The following is a 16,378-nucleotide window of genomic DNA, read 5'->3' on the forward strand; positions in this document are numbered from 1 at the left end:
GCACGATCCCCAGAAGTGGGACCCCGTTTTCGGATAAGATCGTGCTCGAAATTAATGTGAGATTTTCTCACAGCAAAGACCCTAACAATATCAATTGATTTTTCAATGCAGCTGCAAGACACTTTGGCGCGTACAGCATCAAGACGTGAAATCCGCAGGCAGCCGGCGCGACCGTCATTGATGGCCGCTCTGCACCAGCCATGGAGGACCGACATGGGTTATGATCGCGGCAAGCTCGAGGCGTTGCGCCGCAAATACGGCGAAAGCCATGGCGGCGAGATGTTCGACCCAAAATTCCGCCGCGTCGCCGACAAGATTTTTTCCAAGAGCGGCACGCGGCTGGCGCCCTATTCCGGCATCCCGACCTTCCTCAGCGCGCCTTACCGGGAAATAGCCGCCGACAATCCTGATTTCGGCGATCTGCAGGTGGCGATGATCGGCGTGCCGATGGACCTTGGCGTGACCAACCGGCCGGGCGCCCGCTTCGGGCCAAGGGCACTGCGCGCAATCGAGCGCATCGGTCCCTACAACCACGTGCTGGAATGCGCGCCGACACACGAACTGAAGGTGGCCGACATCGGCGACGTGCCGTTCCAGAGCCGCTACCGGCTGGAGACCAGCCATGACGACATCGAGCGCCGGACGAACCAGATCGTCGACGCCGGCGTCATTCCGCTTTCGGTCGGCGGCGATCACTCGATCAGCCACCCGATCCTGAGGGCTGTCGGCAAAAAGGCGCCGGTCGGCATGGTCCACATCGACGCCCATTGCGACACCAGCGGCCTGTTCGACATGACCAAGTTCCACCATGGCGGGCCGTTCCGCAACGCGGTGCTGGACGGGGTGCTGGACCCGTCGCGCACCATCCAGATCGGCATCCGCGGCTCGGCCGAATATCTGTGGGAGTTCACCTACGAATCCGGGATGACCGTCGTGCATGCCGAAGAGGTTACCGGCCTCGGCATCCCAGCCATCATCGCGAAGGCGCGCCAGATCGTTGGCGACGGCCCGACCTATGTATCCTTCGACATCGACAGCATCGACCCGGCCTTCGCGCCCGGCACCGGCACGCCGGAAGTCGGCGGGCTGACGACGCGGGAAGTGCTTGAACTCTTGCGCGGCCTGAAGGGCCTCAACATCGTCGGCGGCGACGTCGTCGAGGTGGCGCCGCAGTATGACGCGACCACCAACACCGCCCATGCCGGCGCGCAGGTGCTGTTCGAGATCCTCAGCCTGATGGTGTTCAGCCCGGCGCTCTCAGGCAAGCGAGCCTGACGCATCAGGCAAGAACTTCCAAGGCGAGCGCCGCGCTGGAGCCGGCGGCCGCATTCAAACAAAACAAGCTTCCAGCAGGGGAACGACAATGGCACTTCACATGAAATCATCCATCGCCGCCGTGCTGATGCTCGCCGGCCTCGGTCTTGCCACCCAGGCCGCCAATGCCGACGCGCTCGACGACATCACTAAGGCCGGCGCGATCAATGTCGGCATTTTCTCCGACTTTCCGCCCTTCTCCTCGGCCAGTGCCGATATGAGCATCAAGGGCTATGACATCGACGTGGCGCAGTTCATCGCCGACCAGCTCAAGGTCAAGCTCAATTTGGTCAGCGTGACCGGGCAGAACCGCATCCCGTATCTTACCGACAAGCGCGTCGATATCCTGATGAGCGTCGGCTACTCCAAGGAGCGCGAGCAGGTGATCGATTTCGCCGCCGCCTACGCGCCCTATTATATCGCCGTCATCGGCCCGGCCGCGCTCAAGGTCGAAGGCAAGGACGATCTCGCCGACAAGTCGATCGCCGTCAACCGCGGCACGCTGGAAGATACGTCACTGACCGAGGCAGCACCCGCCTCGGCCGACATCCGCCGTTTCGACAACTATAATTCCGTCATCCAGGCCTTCATCTCGGGTCAGACCCAACTGATGGTCGTCGGCAACGATGTCGGCGCCCAGGTGCTCGCCCGCCAGGAGGCACTGAAGCCGGAGCAGAAGTTCCAGCTTCTCACCTCGCCCTCGCATATCGGCCTCAACAAGAACGAGGACCGCCTGAAGCAGGCGGTCAACGACGCGGTCGCCAAGATGCTGGCCGACGGCAAGCTGGACGAAAGCTCGAAAGCCTGGCTCAAAACACCGCTCAATCCCGACAACCTCAAGGATTGATCTCCGGGGTAAGGACCTATCATGGGCTACAGCCTCGACTTCGGCTGGCTTGCCGATGCGACAGGTGCGATCGCGCGCGGGGCGGCCATGACGATCCTTTTGATCGCCGTGACCACGCTCGCGGGAACGTTCCTCAGCATCCTCGGCGCAGCAGGGCGACGAAACGGCCCCTTGCTGCTCAAGCGGGCAATCGGCGTCTATGTCGAAATTATCAGGAACACGCCGTTCCTTGTGCAGCTGTTCTTCATCTTCTTCGGGTTGCCCAGCATCGGCGTGAGGCTCGATCCGCTGCTGGCCGCCATGCTGGCAATGACGCTCAACATGGCGGCCTACACGATCGAGATCGTCGGCGCCGGGCTCGACGCGGTGCCGCGCGGGCAGACGGAAGCAGCCCTTGCGCTTGGGCTCAGGCTGCGTCAGGTCTTCGTCAAGATCGTGCTGCCGCAAGCGCTCAAGGTGATCTTTCCGGCGCTGACCAGCCAGATCATCATCATGATGCTGGAGTCCGCCGTGGTGTCGCAGATCGCGGTGCGCGAACTGACCTACGAGGCCGACATGCTGCAGGCGCGCACCTTCCGTGCTTTCGAGACCTATTTCGTGGTGACGATGGTCTATCTCGTCCTGTCGATGGGGCTGCGCCGGCTGCTGGTCAGCGGCGGCCGCCGGGCTCTGGGAGCCGGCGTGTCATGATCGAATTTACCTTCTGGGATATTGTCCGCAACCTTCTGCTCGCCGCGCGCTGGACGGTGCTTCTGTCACTGGCGGCCTTCGTCGGCGGCGGCGTGGTCGGCATGGTCGTGCTGTTCTTCCGGATCGCCAAAAATAAATGGGCGCGGCGGCTGGCCTCGGGCTACATTGCGCTTTTCCAGGGCACGCCGCTGCTCATGCAGCTCTTCCTGATGTTCTTCGGCCTGCCGATGCTGGGCTTGCGCATCGAGCCGTGGACCGCTGCAGCGCTTGGCCTGACCTTCTTCGCCAGCGCCTATCTCGCCGAGATCTGGCGCGGCGGCGTCGATGCGCTGCCGCGCGGCCAGTGGGACGCCGGCGCCAGCCTCGGCCTTCACTATCTGCAGGAACTCAGGCTGATCATCCTGCCGCAGGCGTTTTCGATCACCCGCGCCCCGACCGTCGGTTTCCTGGTGCAGCTGATCAAGTCGACCGCGCTGACCTCGATCATCGGTTTCGAGGAACTGGTCAGGACATCCAACGCCATCAACAATGCGACCTTCGAGCCGTTCACCGTCTATGGGCTGGTCGCCTTGATCTTCTTCGTCGTGTGCTTCCCGCTGACGCAATATGCACGTTCGCTTGAACGACGGGCGACTTCAAACTAGCAAGCCGCCTCTGCGCTTGGCGTTCGGACACCTTCTTCGCTTCTTCGGAGCTATCTCCTTGTTGGAAGAAGAGTTCTGTGTACTCTCACAATGCTTATCAAGGGCTTGGGGATGAGAATTGCAATGTTCGTCGCGTTGGCCGCGACAGTAGCCGGGTGCGCGACCTCTCCGGTCGACTATGGAGCGTCGCTTTCGAAGCAAGACCGGAAATGGGCGTCGCCGGAATGCCAGCAAGCCCGCATGGAGGCTTCGGACTACGACGCTCGCGAAAAAAAGCAGCCGGGCTGGGGAACCGGCGTCTTTCTTGGCCCGTACGGATTAGGGCTCGCAGCAGCCATCAAGGAGCACCAGCAGAAGCAACGAAAATTGTTCGCCCGCGCGGTGCACTTGCGGTGCTCAAGCCTTCCACTGCCAAAGGAGTTGCACAGTGACTTAAGCCCACAGGCCGCGCGTGCAAATCAGACGAAATATCCATAGACGTCACGACCCCGTCCTGCTCGTGACGAAGCCGCTTTCATCAATGCCCAAAGTAGAGCGGCGGGGGGGGCCGCGGGCCCCCCCCCCCCCCCCCCCCGGGGCGCCCCCCCCCCCCCCAAAACCCCCCCCCCCGCCGGGGGGGGGCGCCCCCCCCCCCCCCCCCAGCCAGCGCGCCAGGAGCAGCGCCGCCACCACCGCCAGCCCCAACGACAGGCCGATCCAGATGCCGACGCCGTCGAGCCCGGAATGGAAGGCGAGCAGGACGCCGAGCGGCAGGCCGATGCCCCAATAGCCGATCGCGGCATAGATCATCGGCACCTGGGTGTCGTGCAGGCCGCGCAGCATGCCGGCGGCCACGGCCTGGGCGCCATCGAAAATCTGGAACAGCGCGGCAAAGGCCAGGAACGACACGGCAAGCCCGATCACAGTGGCATTGGCCGGGTCGGCGAGATCGATGAAGGCGCTGATCAGCAATTGCGGCCACAGGATCATCACCAGCCCCATCAGCGCCATGAATGAGACGCCGATGACAAAAGCGGTCCAGCCGGCACGGGAAACCCCTTCCGGATTGCCGGCGCCATGGGCGAGCCCGACGCGCACCGTCGCCGCCTGGTTGAGGCCAAGCGGCACCATGAAGCTGATCGAAGCGATCTGGATGGCGATGGCATGCGCCGCGAGCGAGGCGGCGTCGATCAGCCCCATGAGGAGGGCCGCCGCGTTGAAGATCGTCACCTCGAAGGCAAGCAGGCCGGCGATCGGCAGGCCGAGCCGCAGCAGGCCCTTGAAGCGCGGCCAGTCGGCCCGCCAGAACCGCCCGAACAGTTGGTAGCGGCGAAACTTCGGCTCAAGCATCACCACCGCCGCCATGCCGGCGAACATCAGCACGCTGGACAGCGTGGTGGCGAGGCCGGAGCCGGCGATGCCCATCGAAGGGGCGCCGAGATTGCCGAACATGAACACCCAGTTGAAAAACACATTGCAGGCGACGGCAACGAAGACGATGACCAGCGCCCAACCAGGCCGCTCCAGCGCCGAGATGAACGAGCGCAGGACGATATAGCCATAGAACGGCAGCACCGCCCATTCGAGCCAGCGCAGGTAGATACCGGCCTGATGCGCCAGCGCCGGTTCCTGGCCCATGGCCAGCAACACGGCCTCGCCGTACCAGAGAAATATCCAGATCGGGATTGAGATGAGGATCGCCAGCCACAGGCCCTGCCGCACGGTGCGGCGCAGATCGCGCACGGAGTGGCGACGGCGGCCGAGTTCCGTGGCGATCATCGGCGAGGTCGCCAACATCAGGCCGAGCCCGAAGATCAGCGGCATGAAATAGAGGTTGGCGCCGAGCGCGCCGCTGGCCAGCGTGTCCGGACCCAGCCGCCCCATCATCATGACATCGGTGGCGGTCATCGCGGTCTGGCCGAGATTGGTGAGCACCATCGGCCAGGCGAGCGCCAGCGTCGCCTTGATTTCCCGACGCCAAAGATTTTCCGGCGCGCGCGCGCCGGCTTCGATCGCAGACATTATTTCGCCTATCCGATTGCGGCGCGTCGGCAAAAAGGGCCGGAAGCCGCGTCTCAGCGCGGAAAATGGCCGTGATCGGCCCGGATTCCGCATTATCCGCACGGCTTGTCCACGAAATGGGCAGGTATGGCAAGGGGGCTGGCTTAGGGGAAGCGTTGAGCCAGCGATCCGTACGGCGCTGTGCCCTGTCATTCAAATGGACGATGACGGTGCTTGCCTGGAGAAGCGAGAATGTCGGGTTCATCTAGAATCTCGCGGCTGGTGCATATCGCCCAAAAGCGTGCCCCTGGGCTTGACCCAAAGGTGTGCGGCGGTTTTGGACCAACAGCATGCACAAAAACAAAGACTTCAAGCGCGTCGCATGAATCGGTTCAAACGCGACGCGCCTTAAGCGGGGAACGAGGAAACGCCCCATGTCTCATGCAACGCTGCGGAGCCTCCGCAGCCTCGTTTCCGGCGTTTGCTTGCTTGCCGCCATTGTACCCTTCCCTGGCGCGAAGGCCTGGGCAAACGATGTCGACGCGGCGTTCGTCTTTGCGGTCGACAAGTCCGCCTCAATAAACATCGAACATGCGACTCTGCAGCGACAGGGGCATGTCGACGCACTCCGTTCGAAAGAGGTGGCGTACGCCATCGCCGGCGGCCTGGTCGGATGTATTGCCATCACTTACATCCAATAGTCGAGCGTTGGACGCCTCCAGACGGTGCTGCCGTGGACGACAATATGCGACAGTGGGCAAGCTGCAGCTGCGGCCTCAACCACCGACAGGGCGGGCGACACGGGTCAAGGGCGCAGCTCTCGCGGAAGAACGTCTCTTTCCTTCGCGATCGACGTAAGCGGCCAATTGCTCGACAGGTTTCCGGGAACTGCAAGAAAGAACATTATCGATGTCTCCTCGAATGGAACCAACAATGACGGGTTGCCGGTGACGGAAAGCCGCCGGCGAGCGGTTGCCAAGGGTTACATCATCAACGCAATCGCAGTGGAGCGAACCGAGCCCGGCGTTATCACCGACCTTCCCGGCTACTTCAGGGAGAATGTCATCGGCGGGGCAGGATCATTCGTCATCGCGCCCGCTTCGCCCGCCGACTATTCGGTCGCCATTCGCAGAAAGCTCGTTCTGGAGATCAGCAGCGCTGCGCCGAGCAATGATCGCACCACTCGGTAGCAGATCCCGCTGTCTCTTCTCTGGATATCCCTGGATCATCCGCCCCGCCGGCGCATTTCGGAAACTGGCGATGATCGTCGCCGATCCTCGTGAGATCCGGTCGCGCCGCTTGCAATACCGTCGGAAGCAGCGACTGTAGAAGTGTAGAAGTCGATGAGGTCTGCTCTTCAGGCGGTTTCTAGCCGGGCAGGCTGTATACCCAGTGTCTCGAAAGGGCATGCGGATGAGCGCGTTTCCCGAAATCCATCTGGTTCGGCATGGCGAGACGGAATGGAGCGCGTCGGGAAAGCACACCGGCCTGACCGACATACCGTTGACGCCAGCCGGCGAGGCGGCCGCCGGGCGGGTCGCTGAGCGGTTGCAGGGGCTTTCGTTCCAGGCAGTCTGGTCGAGCCCGTCGCAGCGCGCCTTCAAGACCTGCGCGCTTGCCGGCTTCGGTTCGGCCGGCATGAAGAAGGCCGATCTGGCGGAATGGGATTACGGCGCTTACGAGGGACTGACCACGAAGCAGATCCTCGTCGAGCGTCCCGGCTGGCGTCTGTTTCGCGACGGCTGCCCTGACGGCGAGGCGGCAGAGGATGTCAGCGCAAGGGCCGATCGGATCGTCAATGAATTGCGTGACGTCAACGGCAATGTCCTGGTGTTCTCAAGCTCGCATTTCCTGCGGGTGCTGACGGCGCGCTGGCTCGGCCTGCCGCCGCAAGATGGCGCGCTTTTCGTGCTGGATACCGCCAGCACAAGCGTGCTCGGTTATGAGCACGACCTTGGCGAGCCAATTATCCGGCGCTGGAACCAGAGGTAGCGGTACAAGCCATTCGAGCCTACCTGATCGCGTCCAGCGCCTGCCGCTGCCGGTGCATCTCCAAAAACACGCGGTAGTCGCGGTCGAACCGGCCGGCGGCCGCCGAATTGGGCTCTCGCGTCTTGCCGCCTTGCTGCATGGCGACGCAGGCGGCGTTCAAATCGGGGAAAAGCCCGGCGGCGGTGGCGGCGATCATGCCGGTGCCGAGCAGCACCGCCTCATCGGCCAGCGGCTCGACCACCGTGCAGCCGGTGGCGTCGGCATAAAGCTCCATCAGCAGCGGGTTCTTGGTGTGACCGCCGGTGACATGCAGCGTGTCGATCAGATAGCCGTTCTCGTTCAGGGCTTCCAGCACATGCCGCACGCCCAGCGCAATGCTGATGGCGGTGCGCCAATACAGCTTGCACAGGCTGTCGAAGGAGGTATCCAGCGTCAGACCGGTGATGACGCCGACGGCATGCGGGTCGGCGAGCGGCGAGCGGTTGCCATGGAAATCCGGCAGCACATGCAGCCTTCCGGCCAGATTTTCGCCCTCTATGGCGCGCAACTCGACAACGCGCCGGGCAATCCTGGCGTGCATGGCGGCGTCCGGCTCGCCGCCGGCGCCGTGCCAGCGGATGATGTGATCGAGCAGCGCGCCGGTGGCCGATTGGCCGCCTTCCGACAGCCAAAGCCGGGGAAGGGCCGCGCCATAATACGGGCCCCAGACCCCGGCAAAGGGTTGCGGGTCGGGCGACATCGCCATGACGCAGCTCGAAGTGCCGGCGATCAGCGCCAGATGCCGGCCGATGTTGGTTTCATCGCCGGCGAAGCCGCCGAGCACGCCGAGCGCGCCGGCATAGGCATCGATGACGCCGGCGCCGACCCGGCATTGTTCGCTCAGGCCAAGCTCGGCCGCGGCTTGCGCGCTCAGCCGGCCGATATCGGCGCCCACCGGGCTGGCCTTGTCAGGCAGATTGCCGTGCTCGAAAAGATCGCCGAGCCCGACGGCTTTGAAGAAGTCGTGCCGCCAGCCGGTCTCTTCATGCGCCAGATAGGTCCATTTGGCGGTCAGCGTGCATTGCGAGCGGGCAAGCGAACCGGTTGCCTTCCAACTGAGAAAGTCGGCGAGGTCGAATAGATAGCCGGCTTCGCTCCATGTTGCGGGCAGGTTGCGCTTCAGCCACATCAGCTTCGGCGTCTCCATTTCCGGCGACATGACGCCGCCGATATAGTCGAGCACGGCATGGCCGCTTTCGGTGCATTCATCGGCCTCGGCAATAGCGCGGTGATCGAGCCAGACGATAGTGTCCCAGCGCCTTTCGCCTGACACCGACACGCTGAGCTGGCCACCATCCTTGCCGCGCACCACCAGCGAGCAGGTGGCGTCGAAGGAGATGCCGACGATATCCTGCGCTGACACGCCGGCTTTTTCGCGGGCGGCGCGCACCGCAATGCAGACCGCCGACCAGATATCCTGCGAATCGTGCTCGGCGTGATCGGCCTTCGGCCGGTTCATGACGATCGGATGCTCGGCGCGGCCGAGCAAGGTGCCTCTGGTGTCGAGAATGCCCGCACGAGCGCTCCCGGTGCCGACATCGACCGCGCAAACGAAACTGTTCGTCAAGATGTTCTTACTCTCGCTCCCAGGCCTGCAATCAGATCGGGCAGTTGCAGCATGTCAGCGAATATAAAGTCCGGCTCACTCGACGCAAGCCGCGCTTTCAGTGCCGGGTTGCCGGCATGCGAGCCGCCGGTGAAGGCCAGGACGCGCATTCCCGCCGCCCGTGCCGCCGCGACGCCGACGGGGCTGTCCTCGACGACGACGCAATTTTGCGGGATCGCTCCCATTTTGGCGGCTGCGTGGAGAAAAAGGTCCGGCGCCGGCTTGCCCCGCGCCACCATGGCGGCGCTGAACAGATGCGGCTCGAGCAGCCCGAGCAGCCCGGTGACGTCGAGCGCATAGCGGATGCGATCCAGCGTGCCGGAGGAAGCAACGCAGCATGGCACGGTAAGCTTCGGAAGAACCTGGCCGATGCCGGGGATCGGCTTCAGCTCGTCGCGAAATTTGCGCATCAGCCCGACGCGCATCTCGCTCAGATGCAGGTCGGTGATATCAAGTCCGAAGTCGCGACCGAGGATTTCGCGAACGCTTTTCATGCTTTTGCCGAGGAAATGCTCATAGGCGGCATCCTCGCTGACACTGCCGCCGGCAAGCGTGATCATGCTAAGCAGCGCCGAAACGGACAGCCCCTCGCTGTCGACCAGCACGCCGTCGCAGTCGAAAATGACCAGGTCAGGCGTCATTGCAGGGCCCTCATCGGCGGGGACATGCATTGGGCCGATCTTAGAGGTTGCCGGCGAGGTAGCGCGTCAGCGTCGTACGTGCGCCATCGGCCCAGAGCGCCTCGAGCGCCTTGGCAAAGGCCTCGACGAACGGCATCGAGCGGCCGACCTCGCCATAGATGTCCTCCATGGCCAGCCAGGCGGCAGGCGCAGCCTTTGCCGCCCTGGCGGTCGTCTGCAGCCGGTCCCAACTTGGATCATTGGGCTCGATGACCGCGCCTGAATCCGTGGTGCCGAAGCAATAGCGGCACCAGAGCGCCGATTCCAGCGCCAGGCCGGCGACGCCCTTGCCGGCCTTCAGCCGGTCGGCGATGGTCGGGATGATGAATTTCGGCTGCCGGTTGGAGCCGTCGAGGCAAAGCCTGCGAATGGTGTCGCCAATCTTCGGATTGGAGAAGCGGTGCTCGATGAGCTGGTAATAATCCTCCAGCACGGTACCCGGCACCGGCGGCACCGTCGGGATGATCTCGTCGTGCTCCAGTTTTTCGAGAAAACCGCGCACCAGCGGCTCCTGCATCGCCTCGTCGACGAAATGGATGTCCATCAGCCCGGCCGGATAGGCGATGGTCGCATGGCCGCCATTGAGGATGCGGATCTTCATCAGCTCGTAGGGTGCGACATCGCTGACGAATTGCACGCCGACCTTTTCCAGCGGCGGGCGGCCGTCGGTGAAATGGTCCTCCAGCACCCATTGCCTGAACGGCTCGCAAAATACCGGCCAATTGTCGTCGAGCCCGAACTCGCTCGACAGAATGCCGCGCTCGCGGTCGGTAGTGGCCGGCGTGATGCGGTCGACCATGCCGTTGGGAAAGGCGACGTTCTCGCTCACCCAGGTCGCCAGTTTCTCGTCGATCAGCCGCGCGAGCCCGATGACGCCGTCGGCGGTGACATGGCCGTTGTGGGGGATGTTGTCGCAGGACATGATCGTGAAGGGCACGATGCCGTCGTCGCGGCGGCGCAACAGCCCGGCAAGAATGATGCCGAACACGGTCTTCGGCATTGCTCCCGGCTCAGCATCGGCGACGATGTCCGGATGGGTCGGGTTGAACACGCCGGACGCCGGATCGATGAAATAGCCGCCCTCGGTGATGGTCAGCGAAACGATCCTTATCGCCGGGTCGGCAAGCCGCTCTATGATCGCGACCGCGTCGCCCGGCATCAGGAAGTCGATCATAACACCGGTGACGCGGGCGCTCATGTGGCCAGAATCCTGCTCGACCACGGTGGTCAACCAGTCCTGTTCCTGCAACTTGCCGCGGCCGACCTTTTCGCCCTCAAAAACGCCGGCGCCGACAATTGCCCAGTCGTGGCCGACGCCCGCATTGAACAGGTCGTCGAGATAGACGGCTTGGTGCGAGCGATGGAAATTGCCGACGCCGAAATGCACGATGCCGGCGTTGAGCGCCGCGCGATCATATTTCGGGCCGGCGACCTCAGGCGGAAGCTTGGCGAGGATGGAAGAAGAGAGTTTCCCGGTCATCTGCTTTACCTTTTAGCGGGACGGCTCTTCCCCCCGTGGAGGAGACGGGGAGAAGAGCGCCTTCGCCCCCTCAACTCATCCACTGGCCGCCATCGACATTGTAGGTCTGGGCGACGATGTATTCGGCGTCGTCGCTGGCCAGGAACACCGCCATGCCGGTGAGGTCTTGCGCCGTGCCCATGCGGCCGTAAGGCACGGCTTCGCCGACCAGCCTCTTCTTCTCGCCCTTCGGCCGGTTTTCGTACTTGGCGAACAGGGCATCGACATGGTCCCAGTGCTCGCCGTCGACGACTCCGGGCGCGATGGCATTGACGTTGATGCGGTGCTTGATCAAATCGAGCCCGGCAGACTGGGTGAGCGAGATGACGGCGGCCTTGGTGGCGCAATAGACGGCGACCAGGGCCTCGCCGCGGCGTCCGGCCTGGCTCGCCATGTTGATGATCTTGCCGCCCTTGCCAGCCGCGATCATCGAGCGGCTTGCTGCCTGCAGCATGAACAGCGTGCCGGCGACATTGACGGAAAACAGCCTGTCGTAGCTCGCCTTGCTGATCTCGACGATCGGCGCCAGGTCGAACAGAGCGGCGTTGTTGATCAGAATGTCCAGTCCGCCAGCCCTTGTCTCGACCGCTTTCACCGCCGCCTCGATCGAAGCGAGGTCGGTGACGTCCAGTTTCACGGCGTAAGCATTGCCGCCGATCTCCGAAGCGGTCTTTTCCGCAGCTTCGAGATTGATGTCGCCGATGGCGACCGTGGCGCCCTCGCGGACATAGGCTTCGGCGAACGCCCGGCCGATGCCGCGCGCCGATCCGGTGATCAGCGCCGATTTACCCCTGAGCCTCATTGCAACATCGCCTTTCCGTCGGCGCCGAAGCGGTGCAGCTTGGTCTTGTCCGGCGTCAGATAGATCGTGTCGCCGTGATGGGCGGCCAGTTCGCCGTCTGCGCGCACCGTCAGCGGCCCGACACCGTCGGCCTGAACGTGCAGAAATGTGTCGGAGCCGAGATGCTCGGCGACGCCGACCGTGGCTTTCCATTCGCCTGAAGTCGTCGAGATGTTCATATGTTCGGGACGGATGCCGACGGTCTTGGCGCCATGTTTGGCCGCCGGCGCGCCTTCGATCAGGTTCATCCTGGGCGAACCGATGAAGCCGGCGACGAACAGGTTCTTCGGCGTCTTGTAGAGCTCCATCGGCGAGCCGACCTGCTCGATGTTGCCGGCATTGAGCACGACGATCTTGTCGGCCATGGTCATCGCCTCGACCTGGTCGTGGGTGACGTAGATCATCGTCGTCTTGAGCTGATGATGCAGCTCGCTGATCTCCAGCCGCATGGTGCCGCGCAGCGCCGCGTCGAGATTGGACAAAGGTTCGTCGAACAGGAAAGCCGATGGCTGGCGTACGATGGCGCGGCCGATGGCGACGCGCTGGCGCTGACCGCCGGAGAGCTGGCCGGGGCGGCGATCGAGATAGTTGGTGAGGTTCAGGATGCGCGCCGCGTCCTTCACCTTCCTGTCGATAGTCGCCTGGTCCTCGCCCGCCATCTTCAGCGGGAAGGCGATGTTCTTGGCCACCGTCATGTGCGGGTAGAGCGCATAGGACTGGAACACCATGGCCAGCTTGCGCTTGGCCGGCGCCTCGCCGGTGACGTCGCGGCCGTCGATGTTGATGGTACCGGCGGTGGTGTCCTCCAGCCCGGCGATCAGTCGCAGCAGCGTGGACTTGCCGCAGCCCGACGGGCCGACGAAGACGACGAACTCGCCGTTTTCGATGACCAGGTCGATGCCCGGAATGATGATCGTCGACCCGAACGACTTGGAGACGTGCTTGAGCGTGATGTTTCCCATGGTTTCCTCCCCGAGGGGTTATTGTCCGTCGTTCATCGCTCGCGGCGGTGTTACTTCACGGCGCCAAACGTCAGGCCGCGCACCAGCTGCTTCTGGCTGAACCAACCCATGATCAGGATCGGCGCGATCGCCAGTGTCGAGGCCGCCGACAGCTTGGCCCAGAACAGGCCTTGCGGGCTTGAGAAGGAACTGATGAAGGCGGTGAGAGGGGCGGCCTCGGTGGTGGTCAGCCGGATCGTCCAGAACGCCTCGTTCCATGCCAGGATGATGTTGAGCAGCATCGTCGAGGCGATGCCCGGCACCGCCATCGGCGTCAGCACATAGACGATCTCGTTCCAGAGCGATGCGCCGTCCATGCGCGCCGCTTCCAGGATCTCGCCGGGGATCTCGCGAAAATAGGTGTAGAGCATCCACACCACGATCGGCAGGTTGATCAACATCAGCATGATCATCAGGCCGATGCGGCTGTCGAGCAATCCGGTATCGCGGAAGATCAGGTAGATCGGGAACAGCACGGCGACCGCCGGCATCATCTTGGTGGAAAGCATCCACATCAGGATGTCCTTGGTCCACTTGCCCGGCGAGAACGCCATCGACCAGGCCGCCGGTATGGCGACGAGCAAGGCCAGGATGGTCGAGCCGACCGACAGGAACACCGAGTTGAGGAAGAACTTGAAGTAGCCGCTCTGCGCCTCGACCGCGGTGTAGCTTTCCGTGGTTCCCGACGGAAACAGGTTGAAGCCCTGGATGGCCTCCTGCTCCGACTTGAACGAGGTGATGATCGTATAGAGGATCGGGAAGAAGATCAGCAGGGCGACGATCCAGGCGGCCCCGGTCGCGATCGTCTTGTGCTGGGTGCTGACTGCACGTGCCATCGTTTCCTCCCTATTTGTCCAGGTTCTTGCCGACCGCGCGCATGGCGAAGAAGGCGACGATGTTGGCTAAAATGACGGCAATGATACCGCCGGCGGATGCCTGGCCGATTTTGAACTCCAGCAACGCCTTCTGGTAGACGAGGAAGGGCAGGTTGGTGGAGGCGTAACCCGGGCCGCCATTGGTAGTGACGAGGATCTCGGCATAGACCGACAGAAGGAAGATCGTCTGGATCAGGATGACGACGGTTATGGCGCGCGACATATGCGGCAGCGTCAGATAGATGAAGCGGCTGACAAAACCGGCGCCGTCCATCTCGGCGGCTTCCTTCTGCTCGCCGTCGAGCGACTGCAGGGAGGTCAACAGGATCAGCGTCGCAAACGGCAGCCATTGCCAGGCGACGATGATGATGATCGCCAGCATCGGGTATTGGCCAAACCAGTCGATCGGCTGCCCGCCGAAGAAACGCGCAATGTCGGCAAAGACGCCGTATTGCGGATGCATGATCATGTTCTTCCACACCAGCGCGGCGACCGGCGGCATGACGAAGAACGGCGAGATGACGAGGATGCGGACGATGCCCTGTCCCCACATCGGCTGATCGATCAGCAGCGCCAGCAGGATGCCGCCGATCACCGTGATCAAAAGCACGCTGGCCACGAGGATAAGCGTGTTGAGGATCGACTGCAGGAATGCCGGATTGGAATAAAAAAGCGCGTAGTTCGAGAAGCCGACGAAGCCGTCGCGGATCGGGTTGAGCGGATTGTACTGCTGGAAGGAGAACCACAGGGTGAATGCCAGCGGCACGATCATCCAGACGAACAGCAGCACCACGGATGGCGCCATCATGAAGCGGGCAAGCGAACGGGTCTGCTGAGTAGCCATGACGGTCACCCTTCAAGGTCAGCCAAATTTTTCAAGGTTTGAAGGTGGCCGCCCGAACTGGGATTCGGGCGGCCCCTGCCGGTTAAGATAGGCAACCGGCTTTCGGCACCGGGAGGAGCCTACTGGATATAACCGCCCTCGGTCATCGTTGCGGTGGCGGCGTCCTGGGCCTGCTTCAAGGCGTCGTCGACGCTGGTCTGGCCGGCGAGTGCCGCCGAGAACAGCTGGCCGACGGTGGTGCCAAGGCCCTGGAACTCGGGGATGGCGACGAACTGGACACCGACATAAGGCACCGGCTTGACGGTCGGATGCGTCGGATCGGCGGCGTTGATCGAGTCCAGCGTCATCTTGGCGAACGGCGCCGCCTTCTGGTATTCGGGGTTGGCGTAGAGCGAGGTGCGCGTTCCCGGCGGAACATTGGCCCAGCCTTCCTTCGCTGCGACGAGCTCGAGATAGGCCTTGCTGGTTGCCCAGGATACGAATTTTTGGGCGGCGTCAGCCTTTTGCGTGCCGGCGGGAATGGCCAGCGACCACGCCCACAGCCAATTGCCGCGCTTGCCCAGGCCATTGTCGGGCGCCAGCGCATAACCGACCTTGTCGGCGACCGTGGAGTTCTTCGGGTCGGAGACGAAGGAGGCAGCGACGGTGGCGTCGATCCACATGCCGCACTTGCCCTGCTGGAACAGCGCCAGGTTTTCGTTGAAGCCGTTCGAAGATGCGCCCTCTGGGCCATTGGCCTTCATCAGGTCGACATAGAACTGCAGCGTGTTCTTCCACTCGGGCTGGTCGAACTGCGGCTTCCAGTTCTCATCGAACCAGCGTGCGCCGAAGGAGTTCGACATGGCGGTCAGGAAGGCCATGTTCTCGCCCCAGCCGGCCTTGCCGCGCAGGCAGACGCCGTTCACGCCATTGGCGCGATCGGTCATCTTCTCGGCGGCCTGCTTGACGAAGTCCCAGGTCGGCGCGTCGGGCATGGTCAGCCCGGCCTTCTCCATCAGGTCCTTGCGGTACATGACGAACGAGCTTTCGCCATAGAACGGTGCTGCATAAAGCGTGCCATCGACCGAGAGGCCACCGGCAATGGCCGGGATGATGTCCTTGACGTCATAGTCGTCGCCGAGCTTGTCGAGCGGCAGCAGCCAGCTCTGCTTGGCCCAGATCGGAACTTCGTAAGTGCCGATGGTCATCACGTCGTACTGGCCGCCCTTGGTGGCGATGTCGGTGGTGACGCGCTCGCGCAGCACGTTCTCCTCGAGCGTGACCCACTGGAGCTGGATATCGGGGTTCTTGGCGGTGAAATCGTCGGTCAGCGTCTGCATGCGCACCATATCGCCATTGTTGACGGTGGCGATGGTGATGGATTCGGCATGCGCGGCGAACGCGAGGGTGCTGGCCGACAACAGACCCAGGGTGAGCGTGCGAAGTTTCATCAAAATTCCTCCCATGGACCAAGCTGAGCATTTGCTTTGGCTGTGAGCAATTACTCACCTCGCGTGATTTATGTCA

Annotated in this window: 15 protein-coding genes and 1 pseudogene; 7 read left to right on the plus strand and 9 right to left on the minus strand. The window is 63.1% G+C overall.

Translation table 11 applies throughout. The annotated features are described in order from the left end of the window. Positions 1-213 precede the first annotated feature (213 nt). From speB to AC0L15_RS16940, 5 genes are all read left to right on the plus strand, one after another. Entirely contained in the window at positions 214-1,275 is a 1,062-nt protein-coding gene (speB, locus tag AC0L15_RS16920; RefSeq protein ID WP_287246858.1) for an agmatinase, read from the plus strand. 88 nt (positions 1,276-1,363) lie between these two features. Beyond that, the gene (locus AC0L15_RS16925; protein WP_027152164.1) at positions 1,364-2,161 is read left to right on the plus strand and encodes a transporter substrate-binding domain-containing protein; all 798 of its coding nucleotides are present in this window, start codon (positions 1,364-1,366) and stop codon (positions 2,159-2,161) included. 21 nt (positions 2,162-2,182) lie between these two features. Next, on the plus strand, positions 2,183-2,851 hold the full coding sequence (locus AC0L15_RS16930) for an amino acid ABC transporter permease (protein WP_023801531.1): 669 nt from the start codon (positions 2,183-2,185) through the stop codon (positions 2,849-2,851). Beyond that, entirely contained in the window at positions 2,848-3,495 is a 648-nt protein-coding gene (locus tag AC0L15_RS16935) for an amino acid ABC transporter permease (RefSeq protein WP_473496620.1), read from the plus strand. The genes AC0L15_RS16930 and AC0L15_RS16935 overlap by 4 nt, the downstream gene beginning before the upstream one ends. Before the next feature lie 111 nt (positions 3,496-3,606). Then, complete coding sequence (locus AC0L15_RS16940) at positions 3,607-3,972, plus strand: hypothetical protein (RefSeq protein WP_287246970.1); 366 nt, start codon at positions 3,607-3,609, stop codon at positions 3,970-3,972. A 3-nt stretch (positions 3,973-3,975) separates the two neighbouring features. Here the strand turns inward: AC0L15_RS16940 and AC0L15_RS16945 are convergent, their stop codons facing one another. Beyond that, positions 3,976-5,496 (minus strand): MATE family efflux transporter, encoded by a 1,521-nt coding sequence (locus AC0L15_RS16945; protein WP_473496619.1) that lies wholly within the window; start codon positions 5,494-5,496, stop codon positions 3,976-3,978. Positions 5,497-5,909: 413 nt separating this feature from the next. Between AC0L15_RS16945 and AC0L15_RS16950 the strand changes: the two are divergent. Both AC0L15_RS16950 and AC0L15_RS16955 read left to right on the plus strand, forming a co-directional pair. After that, positions 5,910-6,665, plus strand: a pseudogene (locus tag AC0L15_RS16950) (DUF1194 domain-containing protein). Positions 6,666-6,888: 223 nt separating this feature from the next. After that, positions 6,889-7,467 carry a histidine phosphatase family protein gene (locus tag AC0L15_RS16955; RefSeq protein ID WP_287246861.1) on the plus strand — a complete coding sequence of 193 codons (579 nt, stop codon included), beginning with the start codon at positions 6,889-6,891 and terminating at the stop codon, positions 7,465-7,467. A 19-nt stretch (positions 7,468-7,486) separates the two neighbouring features. Here the strand turns inward: AC0L15_RS16955 and AC0L15_RS16960 are convergent, their stop codons facing one another. The 8 genes from AC0L15_RS16960 to AC0L15_RS16995 form a co-directional block, all read right to left on the minus strand. Then, the gene (locus AC0L15_RS16960; RefSeq protein WP_287246862.1) at positions 7,487-9,073 is read right to left on the minus strand and encodes an FGGY-family carbohydrate kinase; all 1,587 of its coding nucleotides are present in this window, start codon (positions 9,071-9,073) and stop codon (positions 7,487-7,489) included. Then, positions 9,070-9,753, minus strand: a complete 684-nt coding sequence (locus AC0L15_RS16965) for an HAD-IA family hydrolase (RefSeq protein ID WP_128184908.1) — start codon at positions 9,751-9,753, stop codon at positions 9,070-9,072. The genes AC0L15_RS16960 and AC0L15_RS16965 overlap by 4 nt, the downstream gene beginning before the upstream one ends. 40 nt (positions 9,754-9,793) lie before the next feature. Beyond that, positions 9,794-11,272 carry a mannitol dehydrogenase family protein gene (locus tag AC0L15_RS16970; RefSeq protein ID WP_473496618.1) on the minus strand — a complete coding sequence of 493 codons (1,479 nt, stop codon included), beginning with the start codon at positions 11,270-11,272 and terminating at the stop codon, positions 9,794-9,796. A 70-nt stretch (positions 11,273-11,342) separates the two neighbouring features. Further along, positions 11,343-12,113, minus strand: a complete 771-nt coding sequence (locus AC0L15_RS16975) for an L-iditol 2-dehydrogenase (protein WP_287246864.1) — start codon at positions 12,111-12,113, stop codon at positions 11,343-11,345. Further along, entirely contained in the window at positions 12,110-13,114 is a 1,005-nt protein-coding gene (locus tag AC0L15_RS16980) for an ABC transporter ATP-binding protein (protein ID WP_287246865.1), read from the minus strand. The genes AC0L15_RS16975 and AC0L15_RS16980 overlap by 4 nt, the downstream gene beginning before the upstream one ends. 50 nt (positions 13,115-13,164) lie before the next feature. Next, positions 13,165-13,989 carry a carbohydrate ABC transporter permease gene (locus tag AC0L15_RS16985; protein ID WP_287246866.1) on the minus strand — a complete coding sequence of 275 codons (825 nt, stop codon included), beginning with the start codon at positions 13,987-13,989 and terminating at the stop codon, positions 13,165-13,167. A 10-nt stretch (positions 13,990-13,999) separates the two neighbouring features. Then, on the minus strand, positions 14,000-14,872 hold the full coding sequence (locus tag AC0L15_RS16990; RefSeq protein ID WP_091596287.1) for a carbohydrate ABC transporter permease: 873 nt from the start codon (positions 14,870-14,872) through the stop codon (positions 14,000-14,002). A gap of 119 nt (positions 14,873-14,991) precedes the next feature. Next, a complete protein-coding gene (locus tag AC0L15_RS16995) occupies positions 14,992-16,302 on the minus strand; it encodes an ABC transporter substrate-binding protein (RefSeq protein WP_023801519.1) in 1,311 nt (436 codons plus the stop codon). Positions 16,303-16,378: the final 76 nt, after the last annotated feature.

It is taken from the genome of Mesorhizobium sp. WSM4846 (genome assembly GCF_055811415.1).